The organism is Paraburkholderia sp. EB58, assembly GCF_050436665.1.
Taxonomy (GTDB): Bacteria; Pseudomonadota; Gammaproteobacteria; order Burkholderiales; family Burkholderiaceae; genus Paraburkholderia.
In genome coordinates, this window is record NZ_JBNDMQ010000018.1 from 92,085 (window position 1) to 118,044 (window position 25,960).

Consider the following 25,960-nt stretch of genomic DNA (forward strand, 5'->3'; position numbering starts at 1 on the left):
GCAATTACCTCATGCGGGCATTCCCTCCTCTCTCCTCCAGCGTCGCCCGACGCACGCGCCGCCTGTGGCGCCAATACGGTGTGTTCTGGCTCGGCGCCATTGTCGTTGGCCTCACCGCGGTGCTCTACGCCAAGCTCATCGATTTCGGCTACGCCGAGTTCCGCGCCATGCAACACCGGCATATCTGGCTGCCGTTGTTCGTGACGCCAGCCGTCGCTGCGCTGTGCGCATGGCTCACGCGTAAATTCTTTCGCGGCGCGGAAGGGAGCGGTATTCCGCAGGTGATCGCCACCCTGCACGCCAAACCTAGTGAATACGGCGAGCGCCTGCTGTCGTTCCGCATCATGTTCGGCAAGATCCTCGTGTCGTTCCTTGCCATCCTCGGCGGCTTTACGATCGGCCGCGAAGGACCGACCGTGCAGGTCGGCGCGGCCCTGATGTTCAACCTGCGGCGGTTCTACCCGCGCTCGAACGCGCTGATTGAGCGGCAACTCGTGCTGGCCGGTGCATCGGCCGGTCTGTCGGCGGCGTTCAATACGCCGCTTGCCGGGATCGTCTTCGCCATCGAGGAACTCACCCGCAGCTTCGAAGCCCGCGCGAGCGGCGTGCTGATTACCGCGATCATCATCGCGGGGGTGATCGCGCTCGGGGTGAACGGCAACTACACCTATTTCGGCACGATCGAGATCGGTACGCACTTCCCAGATCTGCTGGCGGTAGCCGTCGTCCTCACCGCGGTCGTGACCGGGATCGCCGGCGGCTTCTTTTGCTGGCTGATACTCAATACCGCGCGCTGGATCCCCGCACCGCTGCGCAAGTTGCATGGTGAGCGCCCGGTCGCGTTTGCCGCGCTGTGCGGGCTGGCGATTGCCTTCGTCGGCCTGATTTCGGGCGGCGTGACCTTCGGCAGCGGCTACGCGGAAGCGCGCGGCCTGCTCGATGGGCGCGAGCAACTGTCGGTGTTCTACTCGTTCCTGAAGATGATCTCGATGGTCGGCTCGTATCTGCCGGGCATCCCGGGCGGGATTTTCGCGCCATCACTGTCGATCGGCGCGGGTTTCGGCAATCTGCTGCACATGGTTTTCGGCAGCATGCAATTGCCGATGCTGATCGCACTCGCCATGGTGGGTTACCTGGCCGCAGTGACGCAGGCGCCAATTACGTCGTTCGTGATCGTGATGGAGATGATCAACGGCCACGCGCTCGTGATCTCGCTGATGGCGACGTCGCTGATCGCCAGCCGTGTCTCGCGTTTCTTTGCACCGCCGCTGTACGAAGCGCTATCGCAGCGCTATATGGCGCCCCTTCCGCAACCGACACCCGCGCCGGTCCCGGAAGTGCCCGAGGCGCTGATCGATGACGAACCGGAAGCGAAGGAAGCGAAGGAAGCGAAGGAAGCGGATGTGGCAGATGCAGCCGATAAAGCCGACACGCCACCCCGCTAGTTTGTCTGATCGCGAGGCGCGTCGTTCACGTCTTCAATCGTCTGATCAATAGATCACGACGGGTGTCGCGCGGACATACATCGGTCGCCCCGGCACGACGACACAGCCGGCCAGCGTGATCGCCAGCAAGGCGATGGCCAATAAATTCCGTTTCATTTTTACTCTCCGCGAGCGCGCAGCCAGCCAGCACGCCGATGGCGCGCGGCGTGGCTGTGTGCTCAATGTATGGGTGGTATGCGGGCCGTATCGGGCCCGCTGCGCTGCGCGGGCATTCACTCAGGCGTGGTATGCCGTCACGCAGCGCTTAGCCAGTTCTCGGACCGCCTTGGCGCGTTGTGAAAACAACGCGTCGTAGAGAAGACTCAGGCCCAGTGCCCTTCAACCCAGTGGTAGTTCGGACCGTGTGCGACCCAGTGGCCCGGCACCCAGTGGTAGCCGACGCGCTCGGGTTGCCAGTGACCCGGCACCCACACATAGCGGCCGTGATCCCAGCGCCAGTGACCGTGATCCCACACAAAGCCATGCCGCGGTGCGGGCATCGCTTCGTAGCGCGCCGGCGGCGGAGCGGACGGCGCAATCACGACGACTTCAGCGGCGGATGCCGAACCGACGACCGAGGCGCCCGCGGCGATCAACACCGCCTGAGCGAGCAGCAAGCGAAAAGTTTTGTTCATATTCCCCTCTTGGTAAAAAGCGCCAGTGAAGGCGTTATCCGTTTAATGCGCGAGACGTCGTTTTGGCTGACGTGGCAGACGTAACGGGCGTCCCTCAAGTGCAACGGAATATTTCGCGCGTAGGCGGTTTATTAAACCACCGCGACAGGGACGTGTCAGGGGGCAAGCGGCGGAACAGGCGGGGCGCAACGAGGGGCGTGGAGAAGCAACAGAAAAGACGGGACGAGAACAAAGCGCATCGCACTGAAGCACCCGTCCACGTCAAGGCAACGGGTGCGCGACACAGTTCATACAGACCACACTTCTGGAGAATCAGGCCTGCGGAATTTCAATCTTGACCTCGAGCACTTCGAGATCGTCCTGGCGCTCGAGACTGACGCGAATATCCTCATCGGAAATCTTCACGTACTTGGAAATCACGGCGACGAGTTCGCGTTGCAACGCAGGCAGATAATCGGCAGGCGCATGGCCGCCGGCGCGCTCATGCGCGATGATCAACTGCAGGCGTTCCTTCGCTATTGACGCGGACTTCTTCTTCTCGCCCAGCAAAAACGAAAGAATCGACATTACGTGCGCTCCCCTTACTTGGTGCCGAAGAGGCGCTGCAGGAGGCCTGGCTTCTGGTAATCGGTAAAGCGAAGCGACTTCTGCTCGCCGAGGAAACGCGACACGACATCCTTGTAGGCTTCAGCGACATCTGTGCCGTCGAGGTGCACGGCCGGCAAGCCCTGGTTCGACGCATGCAGTACCGCTTCCGATTCCGGAATCACGCCGATCAGATCGATACGCAGAATTTCCTGGATGTCGGTAAGCGAGAGCATTTCGCCTTCACTGACACGCTTCGGGTTGTAGCGCGTAATCAGCAGATGTTCCTTGATCGGCTCCTTGCCTTCGATAGCGCGCTTGGTCTTCGACGACAGAATGCCCAGAATACGATCCGAGTCACGCACCGAAGAGACTTCCGGGTTCGTCACGATCAGCGCTTCGTCGGCGAAGTGCATGGCCAGCAGCGCGCCCGATTCGATACCAGCGGGCGAATCGCAGACGATGTATTCGAAGTCCATCGCGATCAGGTCATTGATGACCTTTTCGACGCCTTCCATCGTCAGCGCGTCTTTGTCACGCGTCTGCGAAGCCGGCAGGATAAAGAGGTTCTCGCACTTCTTGTCCTTGATCAGCGCCTGGTTCAGATTGGCTTCGCCCTGGATCACGTTGATCAGGTCGTACACCACACGGCGTTCGCAGCCCATGATGAGATCGAGGTTACGCAGGCCGACGTCGAAGTCGATCACGGCCGTCTTGCTGCCCCGTAACGCCAGGGCCGATGCAAAACTCGCGCTCGTGGTCGTCTTGCCCACGCCACCCTTGCCCGAAGTCACCACAATGATTTTTGCCATTACCCTTACCCTGTGTTCGTCAAATTCGTTCAAATAAGTCCGGCGGCAGCCAGGATCAGGCACGCGCCGGGCACGGCGCGCGCAACGGATGATCAGGTGAGCCGCAGCGGTTCAATCATCAGCTTTTCTTCTTCGAGCCAGATCTGCACCGGCTTGCCGAGTACGTCGGGCGGCAGCGGGTTCTCAGTCGTACGGTAGATACCGGCGATCGAGATCAGTTCCGGCTCGAGACACGTGCAGAAGATGCGCGCGTCGTGGTTGCCGTGCACGCCGGCCAGCGCCCGGCCGCGCAGCGGCGCGTAAATATGGATGTTGCCTTCGGCGATCACTTCCGCGCCGTAGCTCACGAGGCCCAGCACCACCAGATCGCCCTTGGCGTAGATGCGCTGGCCCGAGCGCAACGGCTTGTCGACCACCGTGGTCTGCGACGAGGTGACGAGCTTCGCGCCCTCGCCTGCCGCTCCTGCCTGGGCGCCCGCGGCGGGGCCGCCCGCCACGACCTCGACGGCCGTCGCCGGCACGTCCATCGGCAATTCACCCTGTACCGGACCGGTGCTTTCGACATCCGCGGCACTTTCAGCGCCCGGAGCGCCCTGGGCGTCCTCTTCGGCCGCCGCTTTGGCGCCTGCGCCACGCCGATCGCGCGCTTCGAGCAGCGGTAAGGCGGACTCGGCGGCCCACCCTTGCTGCGGGTTCGCCACCACGCCCACCGGGCGCATGCGGACACTGTCGAGTAGTTGGGCGATCTCGGCGAGCGGCACGCGCTCCTCGTCGGCGAGGCGGCGCACGTCGATGGCGACCACGTCGTTAGCGAAGAATTCGGGGGTCGCCTCGAAGCGCCGGGTCAGTTCGGCACGCATGGCGTCGAGGTCGGTCGTCTTGACCACGAACAGGAGCGTGTCGACAGTGCCACTGCGGAGTTCGAAAAATGGCGATTTCTTGGGCGACATAGCGTTCGGCAAAAAATTTTGCGTATTTTACAGGCGTCCACGCGAGGAGCCAGTATTTTCGGAGCCACGAATGGACGGCGCGTCCCAATCATGGGCGGAGGACACTGCGGCGACGCGGGAAGAAAGGGAGCGGAACCCGGCGGGACCGCTCGCCGGATCACTGGGAGGAGGCTTGCGAGGCACGCTGCACGTGGCGCACCAGCAGGCTTTCCGACTGGTCGGGCCAGCGCGCCGTGCGGGCGTGCTCGCCGGTCGGGCCAAAGCCGAGGCGCTCGTAAAAACGCATGGCATTACGGTTGGCGTCGGCGACCCACGCGTAGATTTCCTCGGCACCCGCACCGGCTAACCACTCGCTGGCGGTATTGACGAGCAACTCGCCGCCGCGCAGATGACGCACCGCCGGGGCCACCCAGAGCTCACAGACGAACGCGCGGCGCGCCGCGGTGTCTTCGAAATGCGCTTCGATCAGCCCGGCGGGATGCCCTTCGGTGGAGAGGATGAACGACGTAGCCCCGTTCGAGACCGCATGGTCCGCAGCGGTGACATCGAAGGTTGCGGCGTCGACCGAGAGGGCGTCCTCGAGCGTCTCGCCGAAGGCGTAGGGCGCCTCCCGCAGCGACGCGGTACGAAGTTCGCGTAAAACTGCGCCCTGATCAGCGGCGATGCGGCGAACGGTCAATGACGGACTCATGCAGACGAAAACCCCTTGTAACACTAAGGCGTAGCTTTAACCGAACCGGCGCGCGAGTCAAATCCTTATTTTCGTGATTTGTGCGCAGACGGCCTTGACGGCGGCCGCTTATAGCAGGCCCCTCACGGTGCCTCGTAACTGCCGGTGCCGTCCGGCCAGGGCGTCAGCAGCTCGAATCCGTCTTCCGTGACGGTCACCATATGCTCCCATTGCGCCGACAACGAGCGGTCCTTGGTGACCACCGTCCAGCCGTCGCGCAGGACGGTCGTACCGGCGCGCCCAGCGTTGATCATCGGCTCGATGGTGAAGACCATGCCCGGCTTCAGGCGCACGCCCTGCCCCGGCTGGCCGTAGTGCAGCACTTGCGGATCTTCGTGGTAGACCTTGCCGATGCCGTGCCCGCAGTAATCGCGCACGATCGAGAAGCCATCGCGCTGCGCGACCTTCTGGATCGCGTGCCCCACGTCGCCCAGCGTCGCGCCCGGTTTCACCTCGCGGATGCCGGCCAGCATCGCCTCGTAGGTCGTGTCGATCAGTTGCCGCGCCACCGTGCTCGGCTTGCCGACGCAATACATGCGGCTCGTATCGCCGAAATAGCCATCCTTGATCACGGCCACGTCGATATTGACGATGTCGCCGTCCTTCAGGATTTCGGCCCGGCTTGGGATGCCGTGGCAGACCACCTGGTTCACCGACGTACAAACCGTCTTCGGAAAGCCCAGGTAGCCGACATTCGCCGGAATCGCCTTCTGCGTATTGACGATGTAGTCGTTGCACAGCGCGTCGAGGTCGTCCGTCGATACGCCGGCACGCACGTGTTCGCCGATCATCGCGAGCACGTCGGCGGCAAGCCGTCCGGCTATGCGCAGCGCCGCAATATCGTCGGGAGTCTTGTAGGTAATGGCCATGAAATCAAAGGCGGTTGGTGAACGCGTGGCGGCAAACCCGCTACTCGCGTTCGTATGCGAAAGGCAAACCGGCGGGAGCGTGCTGCTGCGCTAAACACTCGCGCAAGCCCCTCCCAATCCGGTCATCGATCAGGGAATTGTACAGAGGATGACGGCAGGGGCACTTTCAGGCCGCCTCACGCCTGTTCAGCGAGGTACTGACGCATGGCATGGCGAACCCTCGCACAACGCGTTGCGAGACGTTCACGCATACGCGTGAACCCCGCGTATCCGCATGAATTGCTGCGAGCGCACGCAAATATCTTTTGTGCGCGCTGCATCCACAGGCGGATTCGGTTCGTAAAGTGCGTTGAGGACTCGCCTCTTCTGCATTGCCCAAAGATGCGTCAGTGAGGAGCGATGCGTCTTCGTGTCCGCGATTTGCGTCAGTGCATCGCGTCAGTTGTCCTGTTGTGTACGCGTTTGCGTCGCGAATGGCGCGGCTTTCCCTGCGGTCTATGTGAGGAGCACGGTCATGTCAGAAAAGTCAGAACAGAGCCAAAGTAATTCAGCAGAACTAATGGGTACATTTGATCGCCGGGTCGAACGGCGCAAGCAACGTCGACAATTCTTCCGGAATGCAGGCGGCCTCAGTCTGGGTCTCGTAGGCGGCACGCTGATCAGCGCTTGCGGCGGCGGCTCCGGCATCTCCTCCATGGCTCAGACGGCCGCCCCGACCGACGACGAGATTCTCAACTTCGCCCTCAACCTCGAGTACCTCGAAGCCCAGTTCTATACCTATGCTACGACCGGCAGCGGTCTGCCGGCCAGCATGCTCTCCGGCGTGGGCACTCAAGGCACCGTCATGGCCGGCGCGCAAGTGCCGTTCCAGGATCCGCTGGTGCAGGCGTACGCCAATGAGATCGCGAACGATGAACGCGAGCACGTTGCCTTCCTGCGCAGCGCACTGGGTTCGGCGGCGGTCGCCATGCCGTCCATCGACGTGAGCGGCGCCAATCCGAATGGCGCATTCTCGGTGGCGGCACGCGCCGCGGGCCTGGTCGCCTCAGGCGTTGCGTTCGACCCGTATGCGAGCGACAACAACTTTCTGCTCGGCGCATTCATCTTCGAAGACGTCGGCGTGACTGCCTATAAAGGCGCCGCTCCGCTACTCGCGAGCAAGACGTTCCTGAGCGCTGCGGCCGGCATTCTCGCGGCCGAGGCATATCACGCTGGCCTCGTGCGCACAACGTTGTACGCGAAAGGCCTCGACACCGCGAGCCTGATCACCGCGGCCAATGCCATCTCCGCGGCACGCGACAGCCTCGATCAGGTCGGCAACGACGACCAGGGCATCACCGGCGCCACAGCGGGTACGTCCAACATCGTGCCGCTCGACAGCAACGGCCTCGCGTTCGGACGCTCGTACTCGGACGTGCTCAACATCGTGTATCTGACCAGTACGGCGGCGGTGAAGGGCGGCTTCTTCCCGAACGGTGTGAACGGCGCGCTCAATATGAGCGCCTGATGCATGCCTGAAGCATCCTCTGGAATACCGGCAACGGATCGCAGGAACGGCGCTTGCGGCCCCGTTGGCCGGGCCTTCACTACACAACACACAACAGCTTGACCTCGGTTGACGACACACAGGAGACGTCATGGACGAAGCCATGACTCAAGCGGTCGCGCCGCTCACACTGAGCGAGCAAACCTGCCTCCACATGCGCGAAGCGCTCGCAGGCCGCCGCCGCGGAGCGCGTGTAATGCTTGCTTTTGCCGGGCCGGCGGTGGTCGCTTCGATCGCTTATATGGACCCCGGCAACTTCGCGACCAACATCCAGGCGGGTGCCGGCTACGGCTACACACTGCTGTGGGTGGTGGCCGTCGCGAATATCGTCGCCATGCTGTTTCAGTCGTTATCCGCCAAGCTCGGCTTGGTCACCGGCCGCAATCTCGCTGAGCTGTGCCGCGAATCGTTGCCGCGCCGCTACGTGTACGCCATGTGGGGCATGAGCGAAATCGCCGCGATGGCGACGGATCTTGCCGAATTCGTCGGCGGGGCCATCGGCGTATCGTTGCTGCTGCATCTGCCTATGATGGCGAGCATGCTGGTCACCGGCGCCCTCACCTATGGGCTGCTGCAATTCGAGAGAAAGGGTTTCCGCCCGCTTGAACTGGTGATTGCGGCACTTGTGGGCGTGATCGGTCTGTCGTACCTGGCCGAGTTGCTGATCGCGCCTGTGCATTGGCCCGCGGTGTTTCTGCATACCGTCAGACCAAGCATCCCCGATAGCAATGCGCTGACCATTTCCGTGGGGATCATCGGCGCGACCGTGATGCCGCACGTGCTGTTCCTGCATTCGGGCCTCACGCAAAATCGCGTCACGCCCCGCAACGAGCATGAACGGTCAAAGCTGCTGAAGTTTTCGAACATCGAAGTCGTCGTTGCGCTCGGTGCAGCCGGCCTGATCAACATGGCAATGGTGATCATGGCGTCCAGTGCATTTCATCAGGGTCACGCGGACATCGCCAGCATCGAGACGGCGTGGCATACCCTGACGCCCTTGCTTGGCAGCGCCGCAGCGGGGCTGTTCCTTGCTGCGTTGATTGCGTCCGGAATCTCCAGTTCGGTGGTGGGCACCATGGCCGGGCAGATGATCATGCAGGGTTTCGTCGGTTTTCGCATTCCGGTCGGCGTGCGCCGTCTCCTCACCATGGCGCCGGCCTTCGCGGTAGTCGCATGGGGCGTGGATGCAACCCACGCGCTGGTGTTGAGCCAGGTAGTACTGAGTATCGCGCTACCTGTGCCGATGATCGCGCTGGTGTGGTTCACGTCACGTAGCGATCTGATGGGCGTCTATCGGAACCGCCGCCTGACGAACCTCGGCGCGGTGGCGGGTACCGTTGCCGTGCTGGCCTTGAATGTCGTGCTGTTGCTGCAGACTTTGGGGTGAACGGGAAGTCAATCCGCTTCGCCAAGCCGAACGCACTGAAATCGCCCTCGCTGAAACAGCCCACGGCAGCAGCATCAAAACAGCGAAGGCGCGCATCTGCATCTCACTTGGCCGGATCGAGCACGAACTGCATCACGTCAGTACGGCCTTCGTCGAAACCCGCCTCGCAATACGCGAGATAGAGACGCCACGTCCGCACGAACGTTTCGTCAAAGCCCTGCGCGCGGATCGCATCGAGCTGGGTCTCGAAGGCATTGCGCCAGCGGCGCAGCGTCTCCGCATAGTCGCGGCCGAACGCGAGCGATACTTGACCCGCAAGTTTCGCGCGCCTCGCTACCGCGATGAACCGTTCCGGACTCGGCAGCATGCCACCCGGGAAAATGTACTCGCGGATAAAGTCGCTAGTGGCGCGATAGGTGGCGAAGTGCGAATCGTCGATCGTGATGGTCTGCACCAGCGCCCGGCCTCCAGGTACGAGCCGCTCACGCAGGATGCGAAAGTAAGCGGGCCAGAACCGTTCGCCGACGGCTTCGAACATCTCGATCGACACGATGCCGTCGTACTGGCCGGTCAGCGTACGGTAGTCGCGCAGTTCTAGCTTGATGCGATCGGTGAGGCGCTGCTCATGCACACGCTGCAGGGCGAATTCGAGCTGGGCGAGCGAAATGGTCACGCCGTGGACGTGAATGCCAAGACGCGCCGCATGCAGCGCGAAGCCGCCCCATCCACAGCCGATCTCGAGAATCCGCATACCGGCGCGCAGGCCGAGCGTATCGATGATGCGCTGGTATTTTGCGTGCTGCGCGTCTTCGAGCGACGCTTCGAAGTTCCCGTCGAACACGGCGCTCGAATAGGTGAGACTCCGGTCCAGCCAGCGGGCATAGAAGGCATTGCCGATGTCGTAGTGCGCGTGGATGTTGCGACGGCTGCCGGAGCGTGTATTGCGGCGTAGGCGGTGGCGCAGGCCGTACCAGACTTGCGCGAGCCAGCCGCCATAGACGGTGCGTTGCAAGGCGCGTTCGTTGCGGATCGCCACGCGCAAGAGCGCGCCGAGATCCGGCGTATCGACCCAGGATTGACGCCAGGCGTCGGCAAAGCCGATATCGCCCTTGCGCAGGATCGCGCCGCACGCACGCCAGTCTCGCAACTCCAGACGCGCGCCGGGCATTGCATGCGGATCGCCGAACACGCGGGGCTGACCATCGGGCGTGATGAGTACCAGGTGCCCGACGCGAATCCGCCCGAGCAACGACAAAAACAAACGGCCCGACGCGGGGGCGGCCTGGGCGCCGCTCAGGGTCCTGGAAAGCGTCATGGCTGAATCTCCTCAATCGATGAAGAATGATGTGTGGCCTCTAGCGGATGATCCGCGCCACGATGATGGATGGGCACCTCGGGATCGCGGCCCGGCGCAGGATGTTTGCCGTAAAAAGGGACTTTTTCGGCGAAGAGTCGCAGCGCCTGCCAGTGGATGCGGGCCACGACGCCCAACGTGAGGAACGGCTGCCGCGCCAGTGCGCCGAGTGCTGCAGCGCGCGTCAATGGAAGCAAACGGCCGCCGAGCGCAGTGCGGATCAGCAAGCCCTCGGCATCGCGATAGTCAATGGCCACGGATGACGCGCTTTGCGTCTCGCGCACCCGGAACCGGTAGCCACCTTCAACCCGGCAGAACGGCGATACGTGCAAGACCTTGCGGCAAGCCAGTTCGGTAGACGCTTCAATCGGCGCGCCGTCGGTGGAGGTCAACAGATAGCTGTGGCGCGCGCCAAACGTGTTGCGCACCTCGGCCAACAGGGCGCGCAACGCGCCGTCCCGATCGTGACAAAACCAGAAGCTGACCGGATTGAACGCGTAGCCGAACACACGAGGAAAGGCCTGCAGCCAGATCTCGCCGTCGGCCGGGACGCCGGCCTCAACTAGTTGCGCGCGCATCCATGTGTCGAGATCTCTGCCGTCGCAAGGACCGTGGTCGCATGCAAACAGGCTGAGTGGCCCCCAATGGTTGATGCCAAACCACCAGCTATCGAGCGTTGCGAGACGCGCCAGGTTGCAGCGCACGTAGAACACCGGATACGCGAAGCGATGCGGCCGCGGCCGCAGCCGCTCGTGCATCACCCGGCCAATCATCAGCCACGCCGCGATATCCGGCCGCTCCGTTGGCGCGCGGTTCATAGCTTGGCCCACTCCGGCAGCGCATCGAAATCGGCGGCGACGCGCAGCGCCGATTTCAGGCCATCCTCATGGAAACCGTAGCCCGTCCATGCACCCGCGAACCAGGTGCGACGCCGCCCCTGCAGCGACGGCAGGCGGCGCTGGGCGTCGATGGCGGCCAGATCGAACAGCGGATGGTCGTACACGAAGCGGCGCAATTCGGTACCTGGCGACGGTTCGGCAACTGGATTCAGCGTGACGACCACCGGCGTGTCGAACGGTAGCGGCTGCAACTGATTGACCAGATAGCTGACGCAGACCGGGCGCGTCCCGTCGAGATGGCGGCCGCCCAGGTAATTCCAGGCCGACCAGACCCGGCGGCGGCGCGGCAACAGATTCGTATCGGTATGCAGCACTGCGACGTTCGGCTGGTAGCGCACGGCTTGCAACACACTGCGCTCGGCGTCGTCCGCGTCGTCGAGCATGGCCAGCGTGTCGGGTGCGTGGGTGGCCAGTACCAGCGCGTCGAAGCGCTGCGGACCGGTATCTGTCAACACGTCGACGCCATCCGCATAGCGTCGCACACCGCGCACGGGCGTCTCGATGCGCACGTCGTCGAGCTTGCTAACAATCTGCCGCACGTACTCGCGTCCGCCGCCCACCACCGTTTTCCACTGCGGACGACGGCTGACCTGGAGCAGCGCATGATTCAGGCAAAAGCGCAGAAAGGTGGTGGCGGGGAAGCTCAGAACGTCGGCGGTAGCGCTCGACCAGATAGCGGCGGCCATCGGCAGCAGGTAGTGCTGCTGGAACGCACCGCCGTAACCGCCCGCGGACAGCAGGTCACCCATCGACGCGCCGGTTTGCACCGCGACGTCCAGATTGCGCTCGGCGCTGCCGTTAAAACGCATGATGTCGCGCAGCATGCCGATGAAGCTTGGCGAGAACATATTGCGGCGTTGGGCGAAGACAGTGTTCAGATTGGTGCCCGCCCATTCGAGGCGCCCTCCGTCAAGCGAAACCGAGAACGTCATCTCGCTCGGATGGGCTTGCACACCGAGTTCGGCGAACAGCGCGATCAGATTCGGATAGGTGCGATCGTTGAAGACGAGGAATCCGGTATCGACCGGATGGGTGTGACCTTCGAGCGTCACATCGACCGTGTTGGTGTGACCGCCTGGATAAGAGCCGGCCTCGAAGAGCGTCACCTGATTGTGCTTCGACAGCAGATAGGCGCTCGCCAGTCCCGCAATGCCGGCGCCGACGACAGCGATCCGTTGACCGCGTGGCTGGGGGTTCGAAGCGGGGTGACTCATGGCTGGGTCTCCGGAATGAAACGGGTGTGCATAGGAGCAGGAATTGGCTTGATTTGCGCGCCCATGATCGAAATACGCAGCAGGGGCTGGATCGGATGCAGGGCGGCGTGAAGACTCAGGGGGATGGCTCCGCCAGGAAGAAGGCGAACCGTGGAAGAGACGGGCGCGCAACGCGGACGGGCATAATTTCCCACTGGCAGACGAACCGGTGGGTCGGAGAACGTGCGCAAGTCGCGTGAAAGGAAGCGGCCGCGACGTGGAGCGAACGCGTGGACAGCGCTTAGGCTACCGCCATGCTTTCATGAGTGGCAGAGCCGCTAACCGGGCTGCTCGGACAGGACAGGAAGACACCCGCACGCGCGGGCTCGCACAAGGCCCGCAGGCAGAAGCCCAAGGGGCAGAATCGCTATCTCCGTGGGACAAGGGCGTTTCAAGCGGTTGAGGAAGTTGCCAAACGCAACAGTTGGGCGTTCGGGTGAAAGCTGATCGGGGTGCCCGGAGTTGGGCACGACGCTGCGGCGATGTTCGGGTCGCCGCAGGCGGTGAAGGCGTGGGGTTTGGGTAGTGGCGACTAACGCGGTGGGTGGATCTGCCGATGCGCTAGTCCCACATGTTCCGGAATGCGACGGCCACGATCACCGGCACGCACAGGACCAGAGGAATGGCGAAATAAGGCACTTCGAGATCGACGTAGTAGCTATAGACCAGCCAGCCGACACCCGCGCCAAGCGTTGCGATCGCGACGAGCCACGTCAGGATAGTCAGCGTCCGCTTTGACGGTTGCTTGCGTGGCCGCTGATCTGTAGGAGGGGTGTTCATCGCAGCACCAAAGTGTTTTGTTGCGGGTTACTGAAACCGTAATTTTACTCCGGTGGCGGGGTGGTGAGCAGGTAGCGGTTGAGGGGGAACGAAAAGGTACCAGATGCACGAAACTCCGGCCTCCCAATATCACTAGCGGCATCGCACGATTTGGCAATGTAATTAGTCATGCTTAGGGAAACTTCGGGAGTTAGGTCCGAGCAATTCAAATCTTGTTGCCGCGGCCCGAGCGCTCCTTTTTTGATAACCGGATCGTCAGTCGAAAAACAAAAAGCCCCGCAGAATTTCTTCTACGGGGCTTTTCTGAATCTTGGCGGAGAGGGTGGGATTCGAACCCACGGTACGGGGAAACCGTACGCCTGATTTCGAGTCAGGTACATTCGACCACTCTGCCACCTCTCCGGGATACTGCCTTTTTACTGCCTCTCCGGTATTGGTCGGCGACCGGAGAAGCGAGGATTATAGAACATTTTTTGAATTTTACAAGCCCTCTCTCGAGCAAATTTCGAGGTCCGGAAAATTCGCATGTCCTAACGGCGGCGAGGCGCCGTTAGGACGCCGCTTCGAGGCGAGCCACGCCGCCCATGTACGGGCGCAGCGCTTCGGGCACCGTCACCGAGCCATCCGCGTTCTGGAAATTCTCCAGCACGGCGACCAGCGTACGGCCCACAGCCAGCCCCGAACCATTGAGCGTATGCACGAGGTCAGGCTTGCCCTGCGCGTTGCGATAACGCGCCTGCATCCGGCGCGCCTGGAACGTCTCGGTATTCGAGCAGCTCGAGATTTCGCGATAGGTGTTCTGCGCGGGCAACCAGACCTCGAGGTCATACGTCTTCGTCGCAGAAAAGCCCATATCGCCCGTGCATAGCGTGATCACGCGATATGGTAACTCGAGCTTCTGCAGAATCGCCTCGGCATGGCCGACCATCTGCTCGAGCACGTCATACGACGTTTCCGGCGCGACGATCTGCACCATCTCCACCTTGTCGAACTGATGCTGACGAATCATCCCGCGCGTATCGCGCCCATACGAGCCCGCTTCCGAACGGAAGCACGGCGAGTGCGCGGTCAGCTTGATCGGCAGTGCGTCCGCTTCGACGATGCTCTCGCGCACCGTGTTGGTCAGCGAAATTTCCGAAGTGGAGATCAGATACTGCGTCACCGTGTTCTCCGCGCCGCCCTTCTCCACCCGGAACATGTCGTCGGCGAACTTCGGCAACTGGCTCGTTCCGTACAGGATCTCCGGATTGACGATGTACGGCGTATAGATTTCGGTATAGCCGTGCTGCTGCGTATGCGTGTCGATCATGAACTGCGCCAGCGCGCGATGCAGCCGCGCAATCTGTCCGCGCAGCATCGTGAAGCGCGCACCGGAGAGCTTCGCGCCCGTCTCGAAATCGAGGCCGAGTGGCGTGCCGACGTCCACGTGATCCTTCACTTCGAAGTCGAACTGGCGCGGCGTGCCCCAGCGGCGCACTTCGACGTTATCGGCTTCGCTCTTGCCGGCCGGCACGCTTTCGTGCGGCAGGTTCGGCATGCCGAGCATCAGGTCGGACAGGCGGTTCTGGATATCTTCGAGCTCAACCGCCGACGCCTTCATCTTGTCGCCAAGGCCACTCACTTCGGCCATCACCGCCGAGGTGTCCTCGCCGCGCCCTTTCATCGCGCCGATCTGCTTCGACAGGCTGTTGCGGCGGGCCTGCAGCTCTTCGGTGCGGGTTTGAACGGCACGGCGTTCCGCTTCGAGGGCGGTGAAAGCCGCCACGTCGAGGGTATAGCCGCGGTCGGCGAGGCGCTTCGCGACGCCGTCGAGGTCTTTGCGCAGCAGCTGGATGTCGAGCATGGAATGGGGCGGGTATTCGTTGTGTGAGTTTGGGATTTTAGCGCACCGGCGCGGGCTGCCGGCGCATCCGGGGATTAGTTCTTTTTCGGCTTGTTCTCGCGGCGCCATTGCGCATCGAGATCGGCAAGACGCGCCATCTTCTCGCCGATCTTGCCTTCAAGGCCGCGCGGCGTCGGTTCGTACCAGTGCGGCTCGCGCATGTTGTCGGGCAGATAGGTCTCGCCTGCCGCGTACGCGTCCGGTTCATCGTGCGCGTAGCGATACTCATGGCCGTAGCCGAGCTCCTTCATCAGCTTGGTGGGCGCATTGCGCAGATGCACCGGCACGCCGCGCGACTGATCCTTGCTGACGAAGCGCCGTGCCTCGTTATACGCCATATAGCCGGCGTTCGACTTCGGCGCCACGGCCAGATAAATGATGGCCTGCGCCAGCGCGAGTTCGCCTTCGGGCGTGCCGAGCCGTTCGTAGGTCTCGGCTGCATCGAGCGCGATACGGGCGGCGCGCGGATCGGCGAGTCCAATGTCTTCCCACGCCATGCGCACGATGCGGCGTGCGAGATAGCGTGCGTCGGCGCCGCCGTCGAGCATCCGGCAGAACCAATACAACGCGCCGTCCGGATTGCTGCCGCGCACCGACTTGTGCAGCGCGCTGATCTGGTCGTAGAACGCGTCGCCGCCTTTGTCGAAGCGGCGCAGGTTCTCGGCGAGCGCGCTGCCCAGCAATGCGCCGTCGATCTCCGTGGTCTTCTGCTGCGCCGCGGCCCGCGCAACGATTTCGAGGTTATTGAGCAGCTTGCGGCCGTCGCCGTCGGCGGAGCCGATCAGCGCGTCGCGGGCTTCGTCGGTGAAAGTGAGGCCGCCGAGTTCCTGCTGCGCGCGATCGAGCAGTTCGCGCTGCTCGTCGTCGTCAAGGCTCTTCAGCACATACACCGCGGCTCGCGAGAGCAATGCGCTGTTAACCTCGAACGACGGGTTCTCGGTCGTCGCGCCGACAAATACGAACAGGCCCGACTCGACGTGTGGAAGGAACGCGTCCTGCTGGCTCTTGTTGAAGCGATGCACTTCGTCGACAAAAACCAGCGTCTGATGCCCATGCGCGCGATGCACCTGCGCGGTCTCGACGGCTTCGCGGATATCCTTCACGCCTGAGAGCACCGCCGAAAGTGCGATAAATTCCGCGTGGAAGGCATCGGCCATCAGCCGCGCGAGCGTGGTCTTGCCGACGCCGGGCGGCCCCCAGAGGATCATCGAATGGGCCTCGCCCGACTCGAAAGCGACCCGTAACGGCTTGTTCGGACCCAGCAGATGCTTCTGGCCGATTACTTCGTCGATATTGCGGGGGCGCAGTCGCTCAGCGAGCGGGACATTGGCACGGGTTTCTTCAAACATGGCGTTTTGTGGATAATCTCGGCTTTCCGGGCATGGCTCGGCAATATGACGCGAACCCAGCACGACACGCGCCCGGCCAGCGAAACAGCCGGCGCGCAGTCTGCGGCCCGGTGCTGCATTATGACAGTGACCGCGCCGCGACGAGCCGGGAGCGTATGACAGCTTCAAAACAGGGACAACACCAGATGGCACAAGATCCACTCGCCGGCGACGCCGGTTCCACCTACGCCCCGCTCACGCCGGTGCCCGACGCGCGCCGCGCGTTCCGCACCGGCGACGCTTTCGCGCTGTGGTTCTCGCTCGGCATCGGCTTGCTGGTCGCCCAGGCGGGCGCGCTGCTGGTGCCGGGGCTGTCGCTGCCGCATGCGCTGGCGGCCATCGGCATCGGCAGCGTGATCGGCGTCGTGTTGCTTGCGCTCGCTGGCGTAATCGGCACGGATACGGGGCTCGCGGCCATGTCGTCGTTACGGCCCACGCTCGGCGTACGGGGCGCCTCCGTGCCCGCAGTGCTCAATGCCGTGCAGCTGGTCGGCTGGGGCTCGTTCGAAGTGATCGTGATGCGCGATTCCGCCGACGCGCTCGCCAAACAGGCCTTCGGCCTGTCGATTCCGCTCATCTGGACGATCGTCTTCGGCCTGCTTGCGACGCTGCTCGCGATCAGCGGCCCGCTGTCGTTCGTGCGCCGCTTCCTGCGGACCTGGGGCATCTGGCTGCTGCTGGCAGGCGCGGCGTGGCTGTCGTGGAACCTGCTGGCGAGGCACGATCTGGCCGCGCTGATGCGACGCCCCGGTACCGGCGACATGTCGTTCGGCGGCGCAATCGATCTGGTCGTTGCCATGCCGTTGTCGTGGCTGCCGCTGATCGCCGACTACACGCGCTTCGGCCGCCGCGCCGGCGAGTCGTTCCGCGGCACGCTGCTCGGCTACGGCATCGCCAACATCTGGTTCTATGCGCTCGGTGCGATCTACGGGCTCGCCGCGGGCGGCGGCGATGCCCTCTTGACCGGCGCGCTCGCGCAAGCGGGCGGCGGCTTCGCGCTGCTGCTGATCCTCATCGATGAAGTCGATAACGCCTTCGCCGACATCCACTCCGCTGCGGTCTCGACCGGCACCTTCTGGACGCGGGCGACTGTGCCGCTGCTGTCGGCGGCATTCGGTGCGCTGTGCACGGCGATCGCCCTGCTCGTGCCGATGGCGAAGTACCAGAACTTCCTGCTCCTGATCGGCTCGGTGTTCGCGCCGCTGTTCGGCGTCGTGCTGGTGGATCACTTCATCCTGCGCAAGCGCCGGATCGAAGCCGCAGCCCTCGCCGACCTGCAAGGCCGTTATGGCTTTTCGGGCGGATGGCATCTGAGCGCCTTCATCTCATGGGCGATCGGGATCGTCGCCTATCAGGTCATCAATCAATGGTTGCCGAACCTGGGCGCGACGCTGCCCGCGCTGGCAATCGGCGCGCTGTGCTATTACGTCATGGTGTCGGCGCGCAAGACCGCCTACGCCTAAGCAGAAACGCCTCGACGGCCCGTGCAACGCGGGCCGTTTGCCTGATTTTCCGGCCGCCGCATTCTCCCCCGGCAAGCCGTCCACAATCCAATATTCCGTTCGTCCTATAACTTCCGTTCAGGGTGCGGAAGACCCTCCTCCATGATGTAGTTCCTATCTGGCACGCGCATTTGGGAGATAGATTCACTCCTACTCTCTTACTTCCGAAAACGAACCACCGGCGCATTCTGTGCGTGCCTTCATCGAATTTGGTTGTCACTTGACAACCTTGATTAACGAACTTAAGATGAGGCCATTAATGATTCGAGGGACGCACTCAAAGAAAGAAGTAGAAGACGCACTGGCCTATGCCGAAGCACTCGGCTGGCGCGTCAAGAGCGGCGGCAAAGGGCACGCCTGGGGAAAAATGTACTGTCCGTACAACGACTCAGAATGCCGGTGCGGAGAGTTCTGCATCACCAGTGTCTGGAGCACGCCCAGGAATCCAGGGAATCACGCTCGGCTTCTCAGAAGGGTGGTCGACAATTGCACGACACATCGGCAAAAGCGCGCGCCTCAAGGCACACGCCAACGTGCCGAAACGCAGGAGTAACGCATGGAATACGAATTCACGCTGAAATACCAGCTTGCAGCAGACGACAGCGACCACGACGAGATTGTGGAACGCCTGGCTGAAGCAGGCTGCGACGACGCCACCATCGGCGTCGGGCAACCGGGGCGCATCGCACTCGTCTTCGCCCGCGATGGCTCCACCGCGCTTGCCGCGCTGATGAGCGCGCTCGAAGACGTAAAGCGCGCGGTGCCATCCGCCCGCCTCGTCGAGGCGGCACCGGACTTCGTCGGCCTCACGGACGTGGCCGACGTCGCGGGCGTCTCGCGCCAGAACATGCGCAAGCTGATGCTCAGTCATGCTGCCGACTTCCCGATTCCGGTCCACGAAGGCAACCCATCGGTCTGGCATCTGTGGGACGTCCTCGCATGGTTGAACACGCGAGGCGGCTATGACATCAAGTCCGATGTCCTCGAGGTGGCGAAATCGGCCAAACAGGTCAACCTGGCGAAAGAAGCGCGTGAGCTCGAGCCGCAGGTCAATCGGCAGCTCGAAGACCTCATTGCATAACCCTCAGCGCCGGGCAGGCCGATACTCCACGCCCGGCAGCACACACAGCAGTTCGAACGCCAGGTTGGCGCCCAGCAGAGCAGTCGTACCGAAGGGATCGTAGGGCGGCGCGACCTCCACCAGATCGCAGCCAACAATATTCAGGCCGCGTGAGCCGCGAATAATCTCCAGCGCTTGCGGCACGGTCAGCCCGGCGATTTCAGGCGTGCCGGTGCCTGGCGCGAACGCCGGATCAATGCCGTCGATATCGAACGTGATGTACACCGGGCCCTCGCCCATGCGTTCGCGCACGCGTTGCATCAGCGGCGCGAGCGACTGGTTCCAGCAAGCCTCGGCCTGCACCACGTCGAAGCCCTGGTCGCGGCACCAGTCGAAGTCTTCGGCTTCGTAGCCTGTTCCGCGCAGCCCGATTTGTACCACCCGCTCGCAATCCAGCAAGCCCTCTTCCACCGCGCGGCGGAACGGCGTGCCGTGCGCGATCTTCTCGCCCATCATGGTGTCGTTGACGTCCGCGTGCGCGTCGACGTGAATCAGGCCAACTTTGCCGTACTTGCGGTGAATCGCACGCAGAATCGGCAACGCAATGGTGTGATCGCCGCCGAGCGTAATCGGCTTGGTGCCGTGCTGCAGGATCTCGTCGTAAGCGGTTTCGATGCGTGCGATCGAATCGAGCAGGTTGTACGGATTGATCGCAACGTCGCCAATATCCGCCACTCGCAGCGAGTCGAACGGCGCAGCACGCGTGGCCATGTTGTACGGGCGCAGTAGCACCGATTCGCTCCGGATCTGCCGTGGCCCAAAGCGCGCACCGGTGCGGTTCGACGTGCCGAGATCGAAAGGCACGCCCACGAAACAGGCGTCGAGCCCTTCGGCCGAGCCGACATTCGGCAAGCGCATCATCGTCGCGATGCCGCCGCAGCGTGGCATCACATTGCCTGACAGCGGCTGGGGGCGGTCGGTGAGGTCGGGGGAAATGAAGGAGGAGGTATTCATCGTGACTCGGCAATGAAATGAAAAAGCGGTCAAACCGGGCAGCGATTTGATCGACTCGCAAGACTTATTGTCATTTTTGAGCACTTCGTATCAATATAAAATGCCGACAGAATAAACTTCACATCGATCTCAAGCGATGTATCCGCCCCATGTTCTCGCAACTTACCGATCTCGACCTGCGCCTGATCCGCGTTTTCCTCGCGATCGTCGACGCCGGCGGCGTCTCGCCCGCTCAGGCGACGCTCAATGTCGGGCAGTCGACCATCAGCACCCAGCTTGCCACGCTGGAAACACGTCTCGGCTACCGGCTGTGTGAGCGCGGCCGCAGCGGCTTCAGCCTGACGGCACGCGGCGAGCAGTTCATCGAAGCGGCTCGCGCGCTGCTGGCCGCTGTCGATACCTTCGGGATGCAGGCGCGCAACGTCGGCCGCAAGCTGGTCGGTACGCTCGACATCGGCATGATCGGGCACACGCCGGTGTCGGCGAGCGCGCGCATCAGCAGTGCGATCGGGCGGTTTCGCACACGCGATCAGTCCGTACGCTTTTCGATTCTGGTGCGCTCGCCGGGCGAACTGGAGGAGTTGCTGCTGAACGGGCGCATTCAGGTCGGCATTGGCTACTTCTGGCACCGGGTGCCGTCGCTCGAATACACGGAGGTGTTCGCCGAGGAGCAATTCGCTTATTGCGCGAAGGGGCATCCCTTGTTCGAGCAGGCTGGCGAGGTTGCACCTGCTGAAGCGGCGCAACACGAATGGGCGTGGCGAAGCTATCCGCTACCCGAGGCCGAAAGCTCGACGACGCCGCAAAACGTAACCGCTGTCGCCGACAACATGGAAGCGGTAGCGATGCTGGTTCTTTCGGGCCATCACCTCGGCTATCTGCCCGGGCATTTCGCCGCGCCGTACGTCAAGGAAGGTTTGCTGGCGGCGTTGAACCCCGCGCAGATGAAGTACCGCGTTGCGTTCCATATGGTCACGCGGGCGCGGCAGCATCGCACGGATATTGTCGAAGCGTTTATCGACGATATGAAGGCCGCGCATCCTCCGCTCGGCGCCGAGGCGGACGAATAACGCGCGCCGGGACGCCGCTTAGCGGTTCTGCAACCGCAAACGGAAGCGACAACGCAATCGGAAACTCACGCGCAATAAGAAAAGGCCACGCAAAACCTGCGTGGCCTTTCGCACTACCCGGCGACGTACGCGCTTAGCCGTTAATCACATCCGCGCCCTTCGGCAGCGTGAACTTGAACGCATCCGCGGGCAGCGGCGGGTTCTTCTGGATGTTCGAGAACGTCAGCAAAGTCACGTTGCCGAACACATCGTGCAATTCCATGGCTTGCAGATTGCCGTCCTTAAAGCCAATCCCAACGCTTTGAAACTGCGTGTCTTTCGCTTTCGGGATCAGTTCGAGCCAGTCGATGCCACCCTTCACGCCCGCATCGTGCAGCGTGAAATTCTTGTCCAGATCGTTGCTGCCAAAGAGGATCGCCGCCGGGCTCGCGCCTAGTGCACCGCCGAGCGCGCGCACCGTCACCTGGTTCAGGTCCTTGTCGTACACATAGAGCTTGTCGCCGTCGGCCTGCAGCACCTGTTGATACGGCTTCTCATACGACCAGATGAACTTGCCCGGACGCGCGAACACAAACGTGCCGCTCGACGTGGTGTTTTTCGGCATGATCTGCGCGGCGTCGCTTGCGGCTTGCTGCGCCTTGCTGGGCGCCCGCACTTCCTGCTGCACGAAATCGCCGCGCGCCGAATGCACCAGTGCGACAAACGCCTTGAGCTGCTCGGTGCCGCTCGCAAATGCCTGTTGCGCGACCAGCAACGACGCACCGATCGCGACGCTGCCAATCCCACGCGCTAGCGTTCGAACCAGTTGACCGAGGCGGCCAGGATGGGCACTGTGCCCGGCGTATTGCTGCATATCATTCTCCGTGGATTGGATCGGACCAGGGACAGAGGCGGTGGAACGCGGGGTGGGCGTCACCGCCTGTCAAGGCGAGGGGGTGGGCCGCTTAATCGGTTTCACGCGCGGGCGTGAGAATCTCGCGATTACCGTTCGACGACATCGCCGATACGAGCCCGGATTGCTCCATTTGCTCGAGCAGGCGCGCGGCGCGGTTGTAGCCGATCCGCAGATGCCGCTGCACCAGCGAAATCGACGCTCGGCGATTCTTGATGACGACTTCCACCGCCTGATCGTATAGAGGGTCCGACTCGCCGCCGGCCGCTCCAGTTCCCTCGGCGCCTGCGGAACCTTCGTCGCCGTCGCCGGTGACACCGCCCTCGAGGATGCCCTCGATATAGTTCGGCTCGCCCTGCTCCCGGAGTTTTTCGACGACGCGGTGCACTTCCTCATCGGAGACGAACGCGCCGTGGACCCGCACCGGCAGACCGCTGCCGGGGGGCAGATAGAGCATGTCGCCCATGCCGAGTAGCGATTCCGCGCCCTGCTGGTCGAGAATCGTGCGGGAATCGATCTTCGACGACACCTGGAACGCCATCCGCGTCGGCACGTTGGCCTTGATCAGGCCGGTGATGACGTCGACTGAAGGCCGCTGCGTCGCCAGAATCAGGTGGATGCCGGCCGCCCGCGCCTTCTGCGCGATCCGCGCAATCAGCTCTTCGACCTTCTTGCCGACCACCATCATCAGGTCAGCCAGTTCGTCGATCACGACCACGATGTTCGGCAGACGCGTGAGCGGTTCTGGTTCGTCCGGCGTCAGGCTAAACGGATTCGGCAGCTTTTCTTCGCGCTTGGTGGCTTCGTCGATCTTGTTGTTGTAGCCGGCCAGATTACGCACGCCGAGCTTGCTCATCAGCTTGTAGCGGCGCTCCATTTCGGCGACCGCCCAGTTCAGCGCGTGACCGGCCTGGCGCATGTCCGTAACGACCGGACACAGCAGATGCGGAATACCTTCGTAGACGCTCATTTCGAGCATCTTCGGGTCGATCAGGATCATCCGGACCTGCTCGGCGCTTGCCTTGTAGAGCAGCGACAGGATCATCGCGTTGATCCCCACGGACTTCCCCGAGCCGGTCGTACCGGCCACCAGCAAGTGCGGCATCTTGGCCAGGTCGGCGCACACCGGCTTGCCGCCAATGTCCTTGCCGAGGCCCATGGTGAGCGGCGATGCGGCGTCGGCGTAGACAGCCGAGCCGAGAATCTCGGAGAGGCTCACGGTCTGGCGGCGCTGGTTCGGCAACTCGAGCGCCATGAAATTCTTGCCGGGGATGGTCTCGACGACGCGAATCGACACCAGCGACAGCGAACGCGCCAGATCCTTCGCCAGACCGACGATCTGGCTGCCCTTCACGCCGGTGGCCGGCTCGATTTCGTAACGTGTGACGACCGGGCCCGGATAGGCGGCGACCACGCTCACTTCGACGCCGAAATCCTTCAGCTTCTTCTCGATCAGCCGCGAGGTGAATTCGAGCGTATCGGGTGAAATTGTTTCTTGCATGGCGGGCGCGGCGTCGAGCAGCGAGATGGGCGGCAGGGTGGAATCGCCCGGCAGGTCGGTGAAGAGCGGCACCTGGCGCTCTTTCTCGACGCGTTCGGACTTGGCCGGCGTGACCACCGGCGGCACGATCATGACCGGTTCGTGCTCTTCGATACGCACACGGCCCTGCTCCACCTTGCCTTCGCGCTTGACGGCGGCAGCCTCGCCCAGTTTGCGGTCGCGGCCGGCTTCGCGGCGCAGACGGGCAAACGTGACGGCGGAAATGATCGATTCGCCGACCCGTTCAGACACAGAGAGCCAGGAAAAGCGGAAATACAGCGACAAGCCGATTGCCAGCGCCACCAGCAGCGCCAGCGTGCCGCCCGTGAAGCCAAGCGCGTGCGAAACGCCGCGCGCCACGGCCTCGCCGATCACGCCGCCCGGCGCGCGCGGCAGTTGGACTTTGAGCGACCACATCCGCAGCGCCTCGATGCCGTCGCTGGCGAGCAACACCAGCACGAAGGCGAAAATCTCAGCGAGCCAGGTCACATCACGCGGCTTGTCCTCGGGCTCCGTCTCGTGACGGGTAATGCGGCGATAATTGGCCGAGATGCTGCGGCCGAGCAGCACGACCCACCAGTAGGCGGACAGGCCGAACAGGAGCAGCAGAATGTCAGACGTCCAGGCGCCGACGCGGCCGGCCCAGTTGGCAATGCGGTCCACCTGCGCCGCGTGCGTCCAGCTGGGGTCGTGCCGGCTATAGCTGACAAGCGCCATCAGCAGGAAAACGCCGAGCGCGACCTGCAGGATCCAGCGGATTTCGGTGAAGAGGCGCGACATGCGGTGCGGCAATGCCTGCGCGCTCGCGGAATAAGGAGCTTTTGCCATTGATCCTGTTGCGGGTGAGGCCAAAATGCGCGCCCCCAGGCGGTGCTGGGTGCCCGGTCGTGGCCGCCGGGTCGTTCGATCCGGGCTATTGTAAACGTAGAGTCGTGCGCAAGGCTGTAAATGACGGTAACTGGAGCCAGCGAGCGTGGTTTTCGGGCCAAACTGCGGCAACGGGCTATCGGGACGATCAACAAGCATCATGAAGCAGGCCTGCTTGCGGACCTTTATAATGCCGCTCTAATACCCATCTACAGCTCAGTTCAAGAACAGCTGTAGCCGCGCGGCCTCGCATGGGCGAGCCGGGCGCTTTTTACGGATTCTGATCATGCCCGCATCCACCACGAAACACGCCAAAGTCCTGATTCTCGGTTCCGGCCCCGCAGGCTATACGGCCGCCGTCTACGCGGCGCGCGCCAACCTGAACCCGGTGCTCGTCACGGGTCTGGCCCAAGGCGGCCAGCTGATGACCACGACGGACGTCGAAAACTGGCCGGCGGACGGCAACGGCGTGCAGGGGCCGGAGCTGATGCAGCGCTTTCTGGAGCACGCTGAGCGCTTCAACACCGAGATCATTTTCGACCACATCCATACCGCGAAGCTCAATGAGAAGCCGATCCGCCTGATTGGCGATTCGGGCGAATACACCTGCGACTCACTGATCATCGCGACCGGCGCATCGGCGCAGTACCTTGGGCTGCCGTCGGAAGAGGCGTTCATGGGCAAGGGCGTGTCCGCCTGCGCGACCTGCGACGGCTTTTTCTACAAGCAGCAACACGTGGCGGTGATCGGCGGCGGCAATACCGCAGTCGAGGAAGCCCTCTACCTCGCCGGCATCGCGAAGAAAGTGACGGTGATCCACCGCCGCGACAAGTTCCGCGCCGAGCCGATCCTGATCGACCGTCTGCTGGCGAAGGAAAAGGAAGGCATCGTCGATATCAAGTGGAACCACGTGCTGGACGAAGTGACCGGCGATCAATCGGGCGTGACTGGCCTGCGTATCAAGAATACGAAGACCGGTGAAGCGACGGATCTCGCGCTACAGGGCCTGTTTGTCGCGATTGGTCACAAGCCGAATACCGATATCTTCGAAGGTCAGCTGGAGATGAAGAACGGCTACATCATTACTAATGGCGGCTTGTCGGGCAACGCGACGGGTACCAGCGTGCCGGGCGTGTTTGCAGCTGGCGACGTGCAGGATCACGTGTATCGTCAGGCGATTACCAGCGCCGGCACGGGTTGTATGGCTGCGTTGGACGCTCAGCGTTACCTCGAAACGATTGATGAGATGATCGGCGAGCGCGTGATGAGCGCCGAAGCTGAGCGTTAAGCGGGGCAATTAAGCCGGGCAAACAGGCCGGCTCGGTGAAGCGGGAAAGGTAAAATGACACTCGGGCTTGGGCCTGAGCGCTTACCGGTTACCGCACGCATCACACCCTGGGAAGGGCCGCGGCTGGCAAGCTGGCGGCCCTTTTTGCGTCTTGTTGCCTTGTCGCGGCTGCG

At 62.9% G+C, this 25,960-nt stretch carries 23 protein-coding genes and 1 tRNA gene; 8 read left to right on the top strand and 16 right to left on the bottom strand.

What is annotated here, in order from left to right:
• Positions 1-11: 11 nt before the first annotated feature.
• Positions 12-1,445 carry a chloride channel protein gene (locus P3T40_RS24980; RefSeq protein ID WP_429270376.1) on the top strand — a complete coding sequence of 478 codons (1,434 nt, stop codon included), beginning with the start codon at positions 12-14 and terminating at the stop codon, positions 1,443-1,445.
• Between the two features lie 362 nt (positions 1,446-1,807).
• Here the strand turns inward: P3T40_RS24980 and P3T40_RS24985 are convergent, their stop codons facing one another.
• From P3T40_RS24985 to map, 6 genes are all read right to left on the bottom strand, one after another.
• Positions 1,808-2,119 carry a YXWGXW repeat-containing protein gene (locus P3T40_RS24985; RefSeq protein WP_429270377.1) on the bottom strand — a complete coding sequence of 104 codons (312 nt, stop codon included), beginning with the start codon at positions 2,117-2,119 and terminating at the stop codon, positions 1,808-1,810.
• A gap of 312 nt (positions 2,120-2,431) precedes the next feature.
• Positions 2,432-2,686, bottom strand: a complete 255-nt coding sequence (gene minE / locus P3T40_RS24990) for a cell division topological specificity factor MinE (protein WP_074263652.1) — start codon at positions 2,684-2,686, stop codon at positions 2,432-2,434.
• Between the two features lie 14 nt (positions 2,687-2,700).
• Positions 2,701-3,516 carry a septum site-determining protein MinD gene (gene minD, locus P3T40_RS24995; protein ID WP_007175863.1) on the bottom strand — a complete coding sequence of 272 codons (816 nt, stop codon included), beginning with the start codon at positions 3,514-3,516 and terminating at the stop codon, positions 2,701-2,703.
• Positions 3,517-3,608: 92 nt separating this feature from the next.
• A complete protein-coding gene (minC, locus tag P3T40_RS25000; protein ID WP_429270378.1) occupies positions 3,609-4,466 on the bottom strand; it encodes a septum site-determining protein MinC in 858 nt (285 codons plus the stop codon).
• A gap of 157 nt (positions 4,467-4,623) precedes the next feature.
• On the bottom strand, positions 4,624-5,157 hold the full coding sequence (locus tag P3T40_RS25005) for a GNAT family N-acetyltransferase (protein ID WP_429270379.1): 534 nt from the start codon (positions 5,155-5,157) through the stop codon (positions 4,624-4,626).
• 122 nt (positions 5,158-5,279) lie between these two features.
• Positions 5,280-6,065, bottom strand: coding sequence for a type I methionyl aminopeptidase (map, locus tag P3T40_RS25010; RefSeq protein WP_429270380.1), 786 nt, complete (start codon positions 6,063-6,065; stop codon positions 5,280-5,282).
• A gap of 559 nt (positions 6,066-6,624) precedes the next feature.
• On the opposite strand from map, the gene P3T40_RS25015 reads away from it, so the two are divergent.
• Both P3T40_RS25015 and P3T40_RS25020 read left to right on the top strand, forming a co-directional pair.
• Entirely contained in the window at positions 6,625-7,572 is a 948-nt protein-coding gene (locus tag P3T40_RS25015) for a ferritin-like domain-containing protein (protein WP_429270381.1), read from the top strand.
• A 130-nt stretch (positions 7,573-7,702) separates the two neighbouring features.
• Complete coding sequence (locus P3T40_RS25020; protein ID WP_429270382.1) at positions 7,703-8,998, top strand: Nramp family divalent metal transporter; 1,296 nt, start codon at positions 7,703-7,705, stop codon at positions 8,996-8,998.
• Between the two features lie 103 nt (positions 8,999-9,101).
• Here the strand turns inward: P3T40_RS25020 and P3T40_RS25025 are convergent, their stop codons facing one another.
• The 7 genes from P3T40_RS25025 to P3T40_RS25055 form a co-directional block, all read right to left on the bottom strand.
• Positions 9,102-10,313 (bottom strand): class I SAM-dependent methyltransferase, encoded by a 1,212-nt coding sequence (locus P3T40_RS25025; protein WP_429270383.1) that lies wholly within the window; start codon positions 10,311-10,313, stop codon positions 9,102-9,104.
• Entirely contained in the window at positions 10,310-11,170 is an 861-nt protein-coding gene (locus P3T40_RS25030) for a DUF1365 domain-containing protein (protein ID WP_429270384.1), read from the bottom strand. The genes P3T40_RS25025 and P3T40_RS25030 overlap by 4 nt, the downstream gene beginning before the upstream one ends.
• Positions 11,167-12,465, bottom strand: a complete 1,299-nt coding sequence (locus P3T40_RS25035) for an NAD(P)/FAD-dependent oxidoreductase (RefSeq protein ID WP_429270385.1) — start codon at positions 12,463-12,465, stop codon at positions 11,167-11,169. The genes P3T40_RS25030 and P3T40_RS25035 overlap by 4 nt, the downstream gene beginning before the upstream one ends.
• A 600-nt stretch (positions 12,466-13,065) precedes the next feature.
• Entirely contained in the window at positions 13,066-13,284 is a 219-nt protein-coding gene (locus tag P3T40_RS25040; protein WP_429270386.1) for a hypothetical protein, read from the bottom strand.
• A gap of 311 nt (positions 13,285-13,595) precedes the next feature.
• A tRNA-Ser gene (locus P3T40_RS25045) sits at positions 13,596-13,686 on the bottom strand.
• 148 nt (positions 13,687-13,834) lie between these two features.
• On the bottom strand, positions 13,835-15,127 hold the full coding sequence (gene serS / locus P3T40_RS25050; protein ID WP_429270387.1) for a serine--tRNA ligase: 1,293 nt from the start codon (positions 15,125-15,127) through the stop codon (positions 13,835-13,837).
• A 74-nt stretch (positions 15,128-15,201) separates the two neighbouring features.
• A complete protein-coding gene (locus tag P3T40_RS25055) occupies positions 15,202-16,515 on the bottom strand; it encodes a replication-associated recombination protein A (RefSeq protein ID WP_429270388.1) in 1,314 nt (437 codons plus the stop codon).
• Between the two features lie 185 nt (positions 16,516-16,700).
• On the opposite strand from P3T40_RS25055, the gene cytX reads away from it, so the two are divergent.
• The 3 genes from cytX to P3T40_RS25070 all read left to right on the top strand — a co-directional run bounded on the left by cytX (position 16,701) and on the right by P3T40_RS25070 (position 19,137).
• Positions 16,701-18,017 (top strand): putative hydroxymethylpyrimidine transporter CytX, encoded by a 1,317-nt coding sequence (cytX, locus tag P3T40_RS25060; protein WP_429270389.1) that lies wholly within the window; start codon positions 16,701-16,703, stop codon positions 18,015-18,017.
• Between the two features lie 298 nt (positions 18,018-18,315).
• On the top strand, positions 18,316-18,609 hold the full coding sequence (locus tag P3T40_RS25065; RefSeq protein WP_429270459.1) for a hypothetical protein: 294 nt from the start codon (positions 18,316-18,318) through the stop codon (positions 18,607-18,609).
• Between the two features lie 3 nt (positions 18,610-18,612).
• Positions 18,613-19,137, top strand: coding sequence for a helix-turn-helix transcriptional regulator (locus tag P3T40_RS25070; RefSeq protein WP_429270390.1), 525 nt, complete (start codon positions 18,613-18,615; stop codon positions 19,135-19,137).
• A 3-nt stretch (positions 19,138-19,140) separates the two neighbouring features.
• Here the strand turns inward: P3T40_RS25070 and speB are convergent, their stop codons facing one another.
• On the bottom strand, positions 19,141-20,130 hold the full coding sequence (gene speB / locus P3T40_RS25075; protein WP_429270391.1) for an agmatinase: 990 nt from the start codon (positions 20,128-20,130) through the stop codon (positions 19,141-19,143).
• Positions 20,131-20,279: 149 nt separating this feature from the next.
• On the opposite strand from speB, the gene P3T40_RS25080 reads away from it, so the two are divergent.
• Positions 20,280-21,200 (top strand): LysR family transcriptional regulator, encoded by a 921-nt coding sequence (locus P3T40_RS25080; RefSeq protein WP_429270392.1) that lies wholly within the window; start codon positions 20,280-20,282, stop codon positions 21,198-21,200.
• A 133-nt stretch (positions 21,201-21,333) separates the two neighbouring features.
• On the opposite strand, the gene lolA is transcribed toward P3T40_RS25080, so the two are convergent.
• Positions 21,334-22,053: an outer membrane lipoprotein chaperone LolA gene (gene lolA / locus P3T40_RS25085; RefSeq protein WP_429270393.1), complete on the bottom strand. Its 720-nt coding sequence runs from the start codon at positions 22,051-22,053 to the stop codon at positions 21,334-21,336.
• Positions 22,054-22,144: 91 nt separating this feature from the next.
• Positions 22,145-24,460 carry a DNA translocase FtsK gene (locus P3T40_RS25090; RefSeq protein WP_429270394.1) on the bottom strand — a complete coding sequence of 772 codons (2,316 nt, stop codon included), beginning with the start codon at positions 24,458-24,460 and terminating at the stop codon, positions 22,145-22,147.
• 325 nt (positions 24,461-24,785) lie between these two features.
• Between P3T40_RS25090 and trxB the strand changes: the two genes are divergently transcribed.
• On the top strand, positions 24,786-25,787 hold the full coding sequence (gene trxB / locus P3T40_RS25095) for a thioredoxin-disulfide reductase (protein ID WP_429270395.1): 1,002 nt from the start codon (positions 24,786-24,788) through the stop codon (positions 25,785-25,787).
• Positions 25,788-25,960 lie beyond the last annotated feature (173 nt).

What these genes read in the sequence shown, in the direction of transcription:
- P3T40_RS24980 (WP_429270376.1), top strand. Translation starts at nt 12, where the DNA reads ATGCGGGCATTCCCTCCTCTCTCCTCCAGCGTCGCCCGACGCACGCGC.
- P3T40_RS24985 (WP_429270377.1), bottom strand. Translation starts at nt 2,119, where the DNA reads ATGAACAAAACTTTTCGCTTGCTGCTCGCTCAGGCGGTGTTGATCGCC.
- minE (WP_074263652.1), bottom strand. Translation starts at nt 2,686, where the DNA reads ATGTCGATTCTTTCGTTTTTGCTGGGCGAGAAGAAGAAGTCCGCGTCA.
- minD (WP_007175863.1), bottom strand. Translation starts at nt 3,516, where the DNA reads ATGGCAAAAATCATTGTGGTGACTTCGGGCAAGGGTGGCGTGGGCAAG.
- minC (WP_429270378.1), bottom strand. Translation starts at nt 4,466, where the DNA reads ATGTCGCCCAAGAAATCGCCATTTTTCGAACTCCGCAGTGGCACTGTC.
- P3T40_RS25005 (WP_429270379.1), bottom strand. Translation starts at nt 5,157, where the DNA reads ATGAGTCCGTCATTGACCGTTCGCCGCATCGCCGCTGATCAGGGCGCA.
- map (WP_429270380.1), bottom strand. Translation starts at nt 6,065, where the DNA reads ATGGCCATTACCTACAAGACTCCCGACGATATTGCGGCGCTGCGCATA.
- P3T40_RS25015 (WP_429270381.1), top strand. Translation starts at nt 6,625, where the DNA reads ATGGGTACATTTGATCGCCGGGTCGAACGGCGCAAGCAACGTCGACAA.
- P3T40_RS25020 (WP_429270382.1), top strand. Translation starts at nt 7,703, where the DNA reads ATGGACGAAGCCATGACTCAAGCGGTCGCGCCGCTCACACTGAGCGAG.
- P3T40_RS25025 (WP_429270383.1), bottom strand. Translation starts at nt 10,313, where the DNA reads ATGACGCTTTCCAGGACCCTGAGCGGCGCCCAGGCCGCCCCCGCGTCG.
- P3T40_RS25030 (WP_429270384.1), bottom strand. Translation starts at nt 11,170, where the DNA reads ATGAACCGCGCGCCAACGGAGCGGCCGGATATCGCGGCGTGGCTGATG.
- P3T40_RS25035 (WP_429270385.1), bottom strand. Translation starts at nt 12,465, where the DNA reads ATGAGTCACCCCGCTTCGAACCCCCAGCCACGCGGTCAACGGATCGCT.
- P3T40_RS25040 (WP_429270386.1), bottom strand. Translation starts at nt 13,284, where the DNA reads ATGAACACCCCTCCTACAGATCAGCGGCCACGCAAGCAACCGTCAAAG.
- serS (WP_429270387.1), bottom strand. Translation starts at nt 15,127, where the DNA reads ATGCTCGACATCCAGCTGCTGCGCAAAGACCTCGACGGCGTCGCGAAG.
- P3T40_RS25055 (WP_429270388.1), bottom strand. Translation starts at nt 16,515, where the DNA reads ATGTTTGAAGAAACCCGTGCCAATGTCCCGCTCGCTGAGCGACTGCGC.
- cytX (WP_429270389.1), top strand. Translation starts at nt 16,701, where the DNA reads ATGGCACAAGATCCACTCGCCGGCGACGCCGGTTCCACCTACGCCCCG.
- P3T40_RS25065 (WP_429270459.1), top strand. Translation starts at nt 18,316, where the DNA reads ATGATTCGAGGGACGCACTCAAAGAAAGAAGTAGAAGACGCACTGGCC.
- P3T40_RS25070 (WP_429270390.1), top strand. Translation starts at nt 18,613, where the DNA reads ATGGAATACGAATTCACGCTGAAATACCAGCTTGCAGCAGACGACAGC.
- speB (WP_429270391.1), bottom strand. Translation starts at nt 20,130, where the DNA reads ATGAATACCTCCTCCTTCATTTCCCCCGACCTCACCGACCGCCCCCAG.
- P3T40_RS25080 (WP_429270392.1), top strand. Translation starts at nt 20,280, where the DNA reads ATGTTCTCGCAACTTACCGATCTCGACCTGCGCCTGATCCGCGTTTTC.
- lolA (WP_429270393.1), bottom strand. Translation starts at nt 22,053, where the DNA reads ATGCAGCAATACGCCGGGCACAGTGCCCATCCTGGCCGCCTCGGTCAA.
- P3T40_RS25090 (WP_429270394.1), bottom strand. Translation starts at nt 24,460, where the DNA reads ATGGCAAAAGCTCCTTATTCCGCGAGCGCGCAGGCATTGCCGCACCGC.
- trxB (WP_429270395.1), top strand. Translation starts at nt 24,786, where the DNA reads ATGCCCGCATCCACCACGAAACACGCCAAAGTCCTGATTCTCGGTTCC.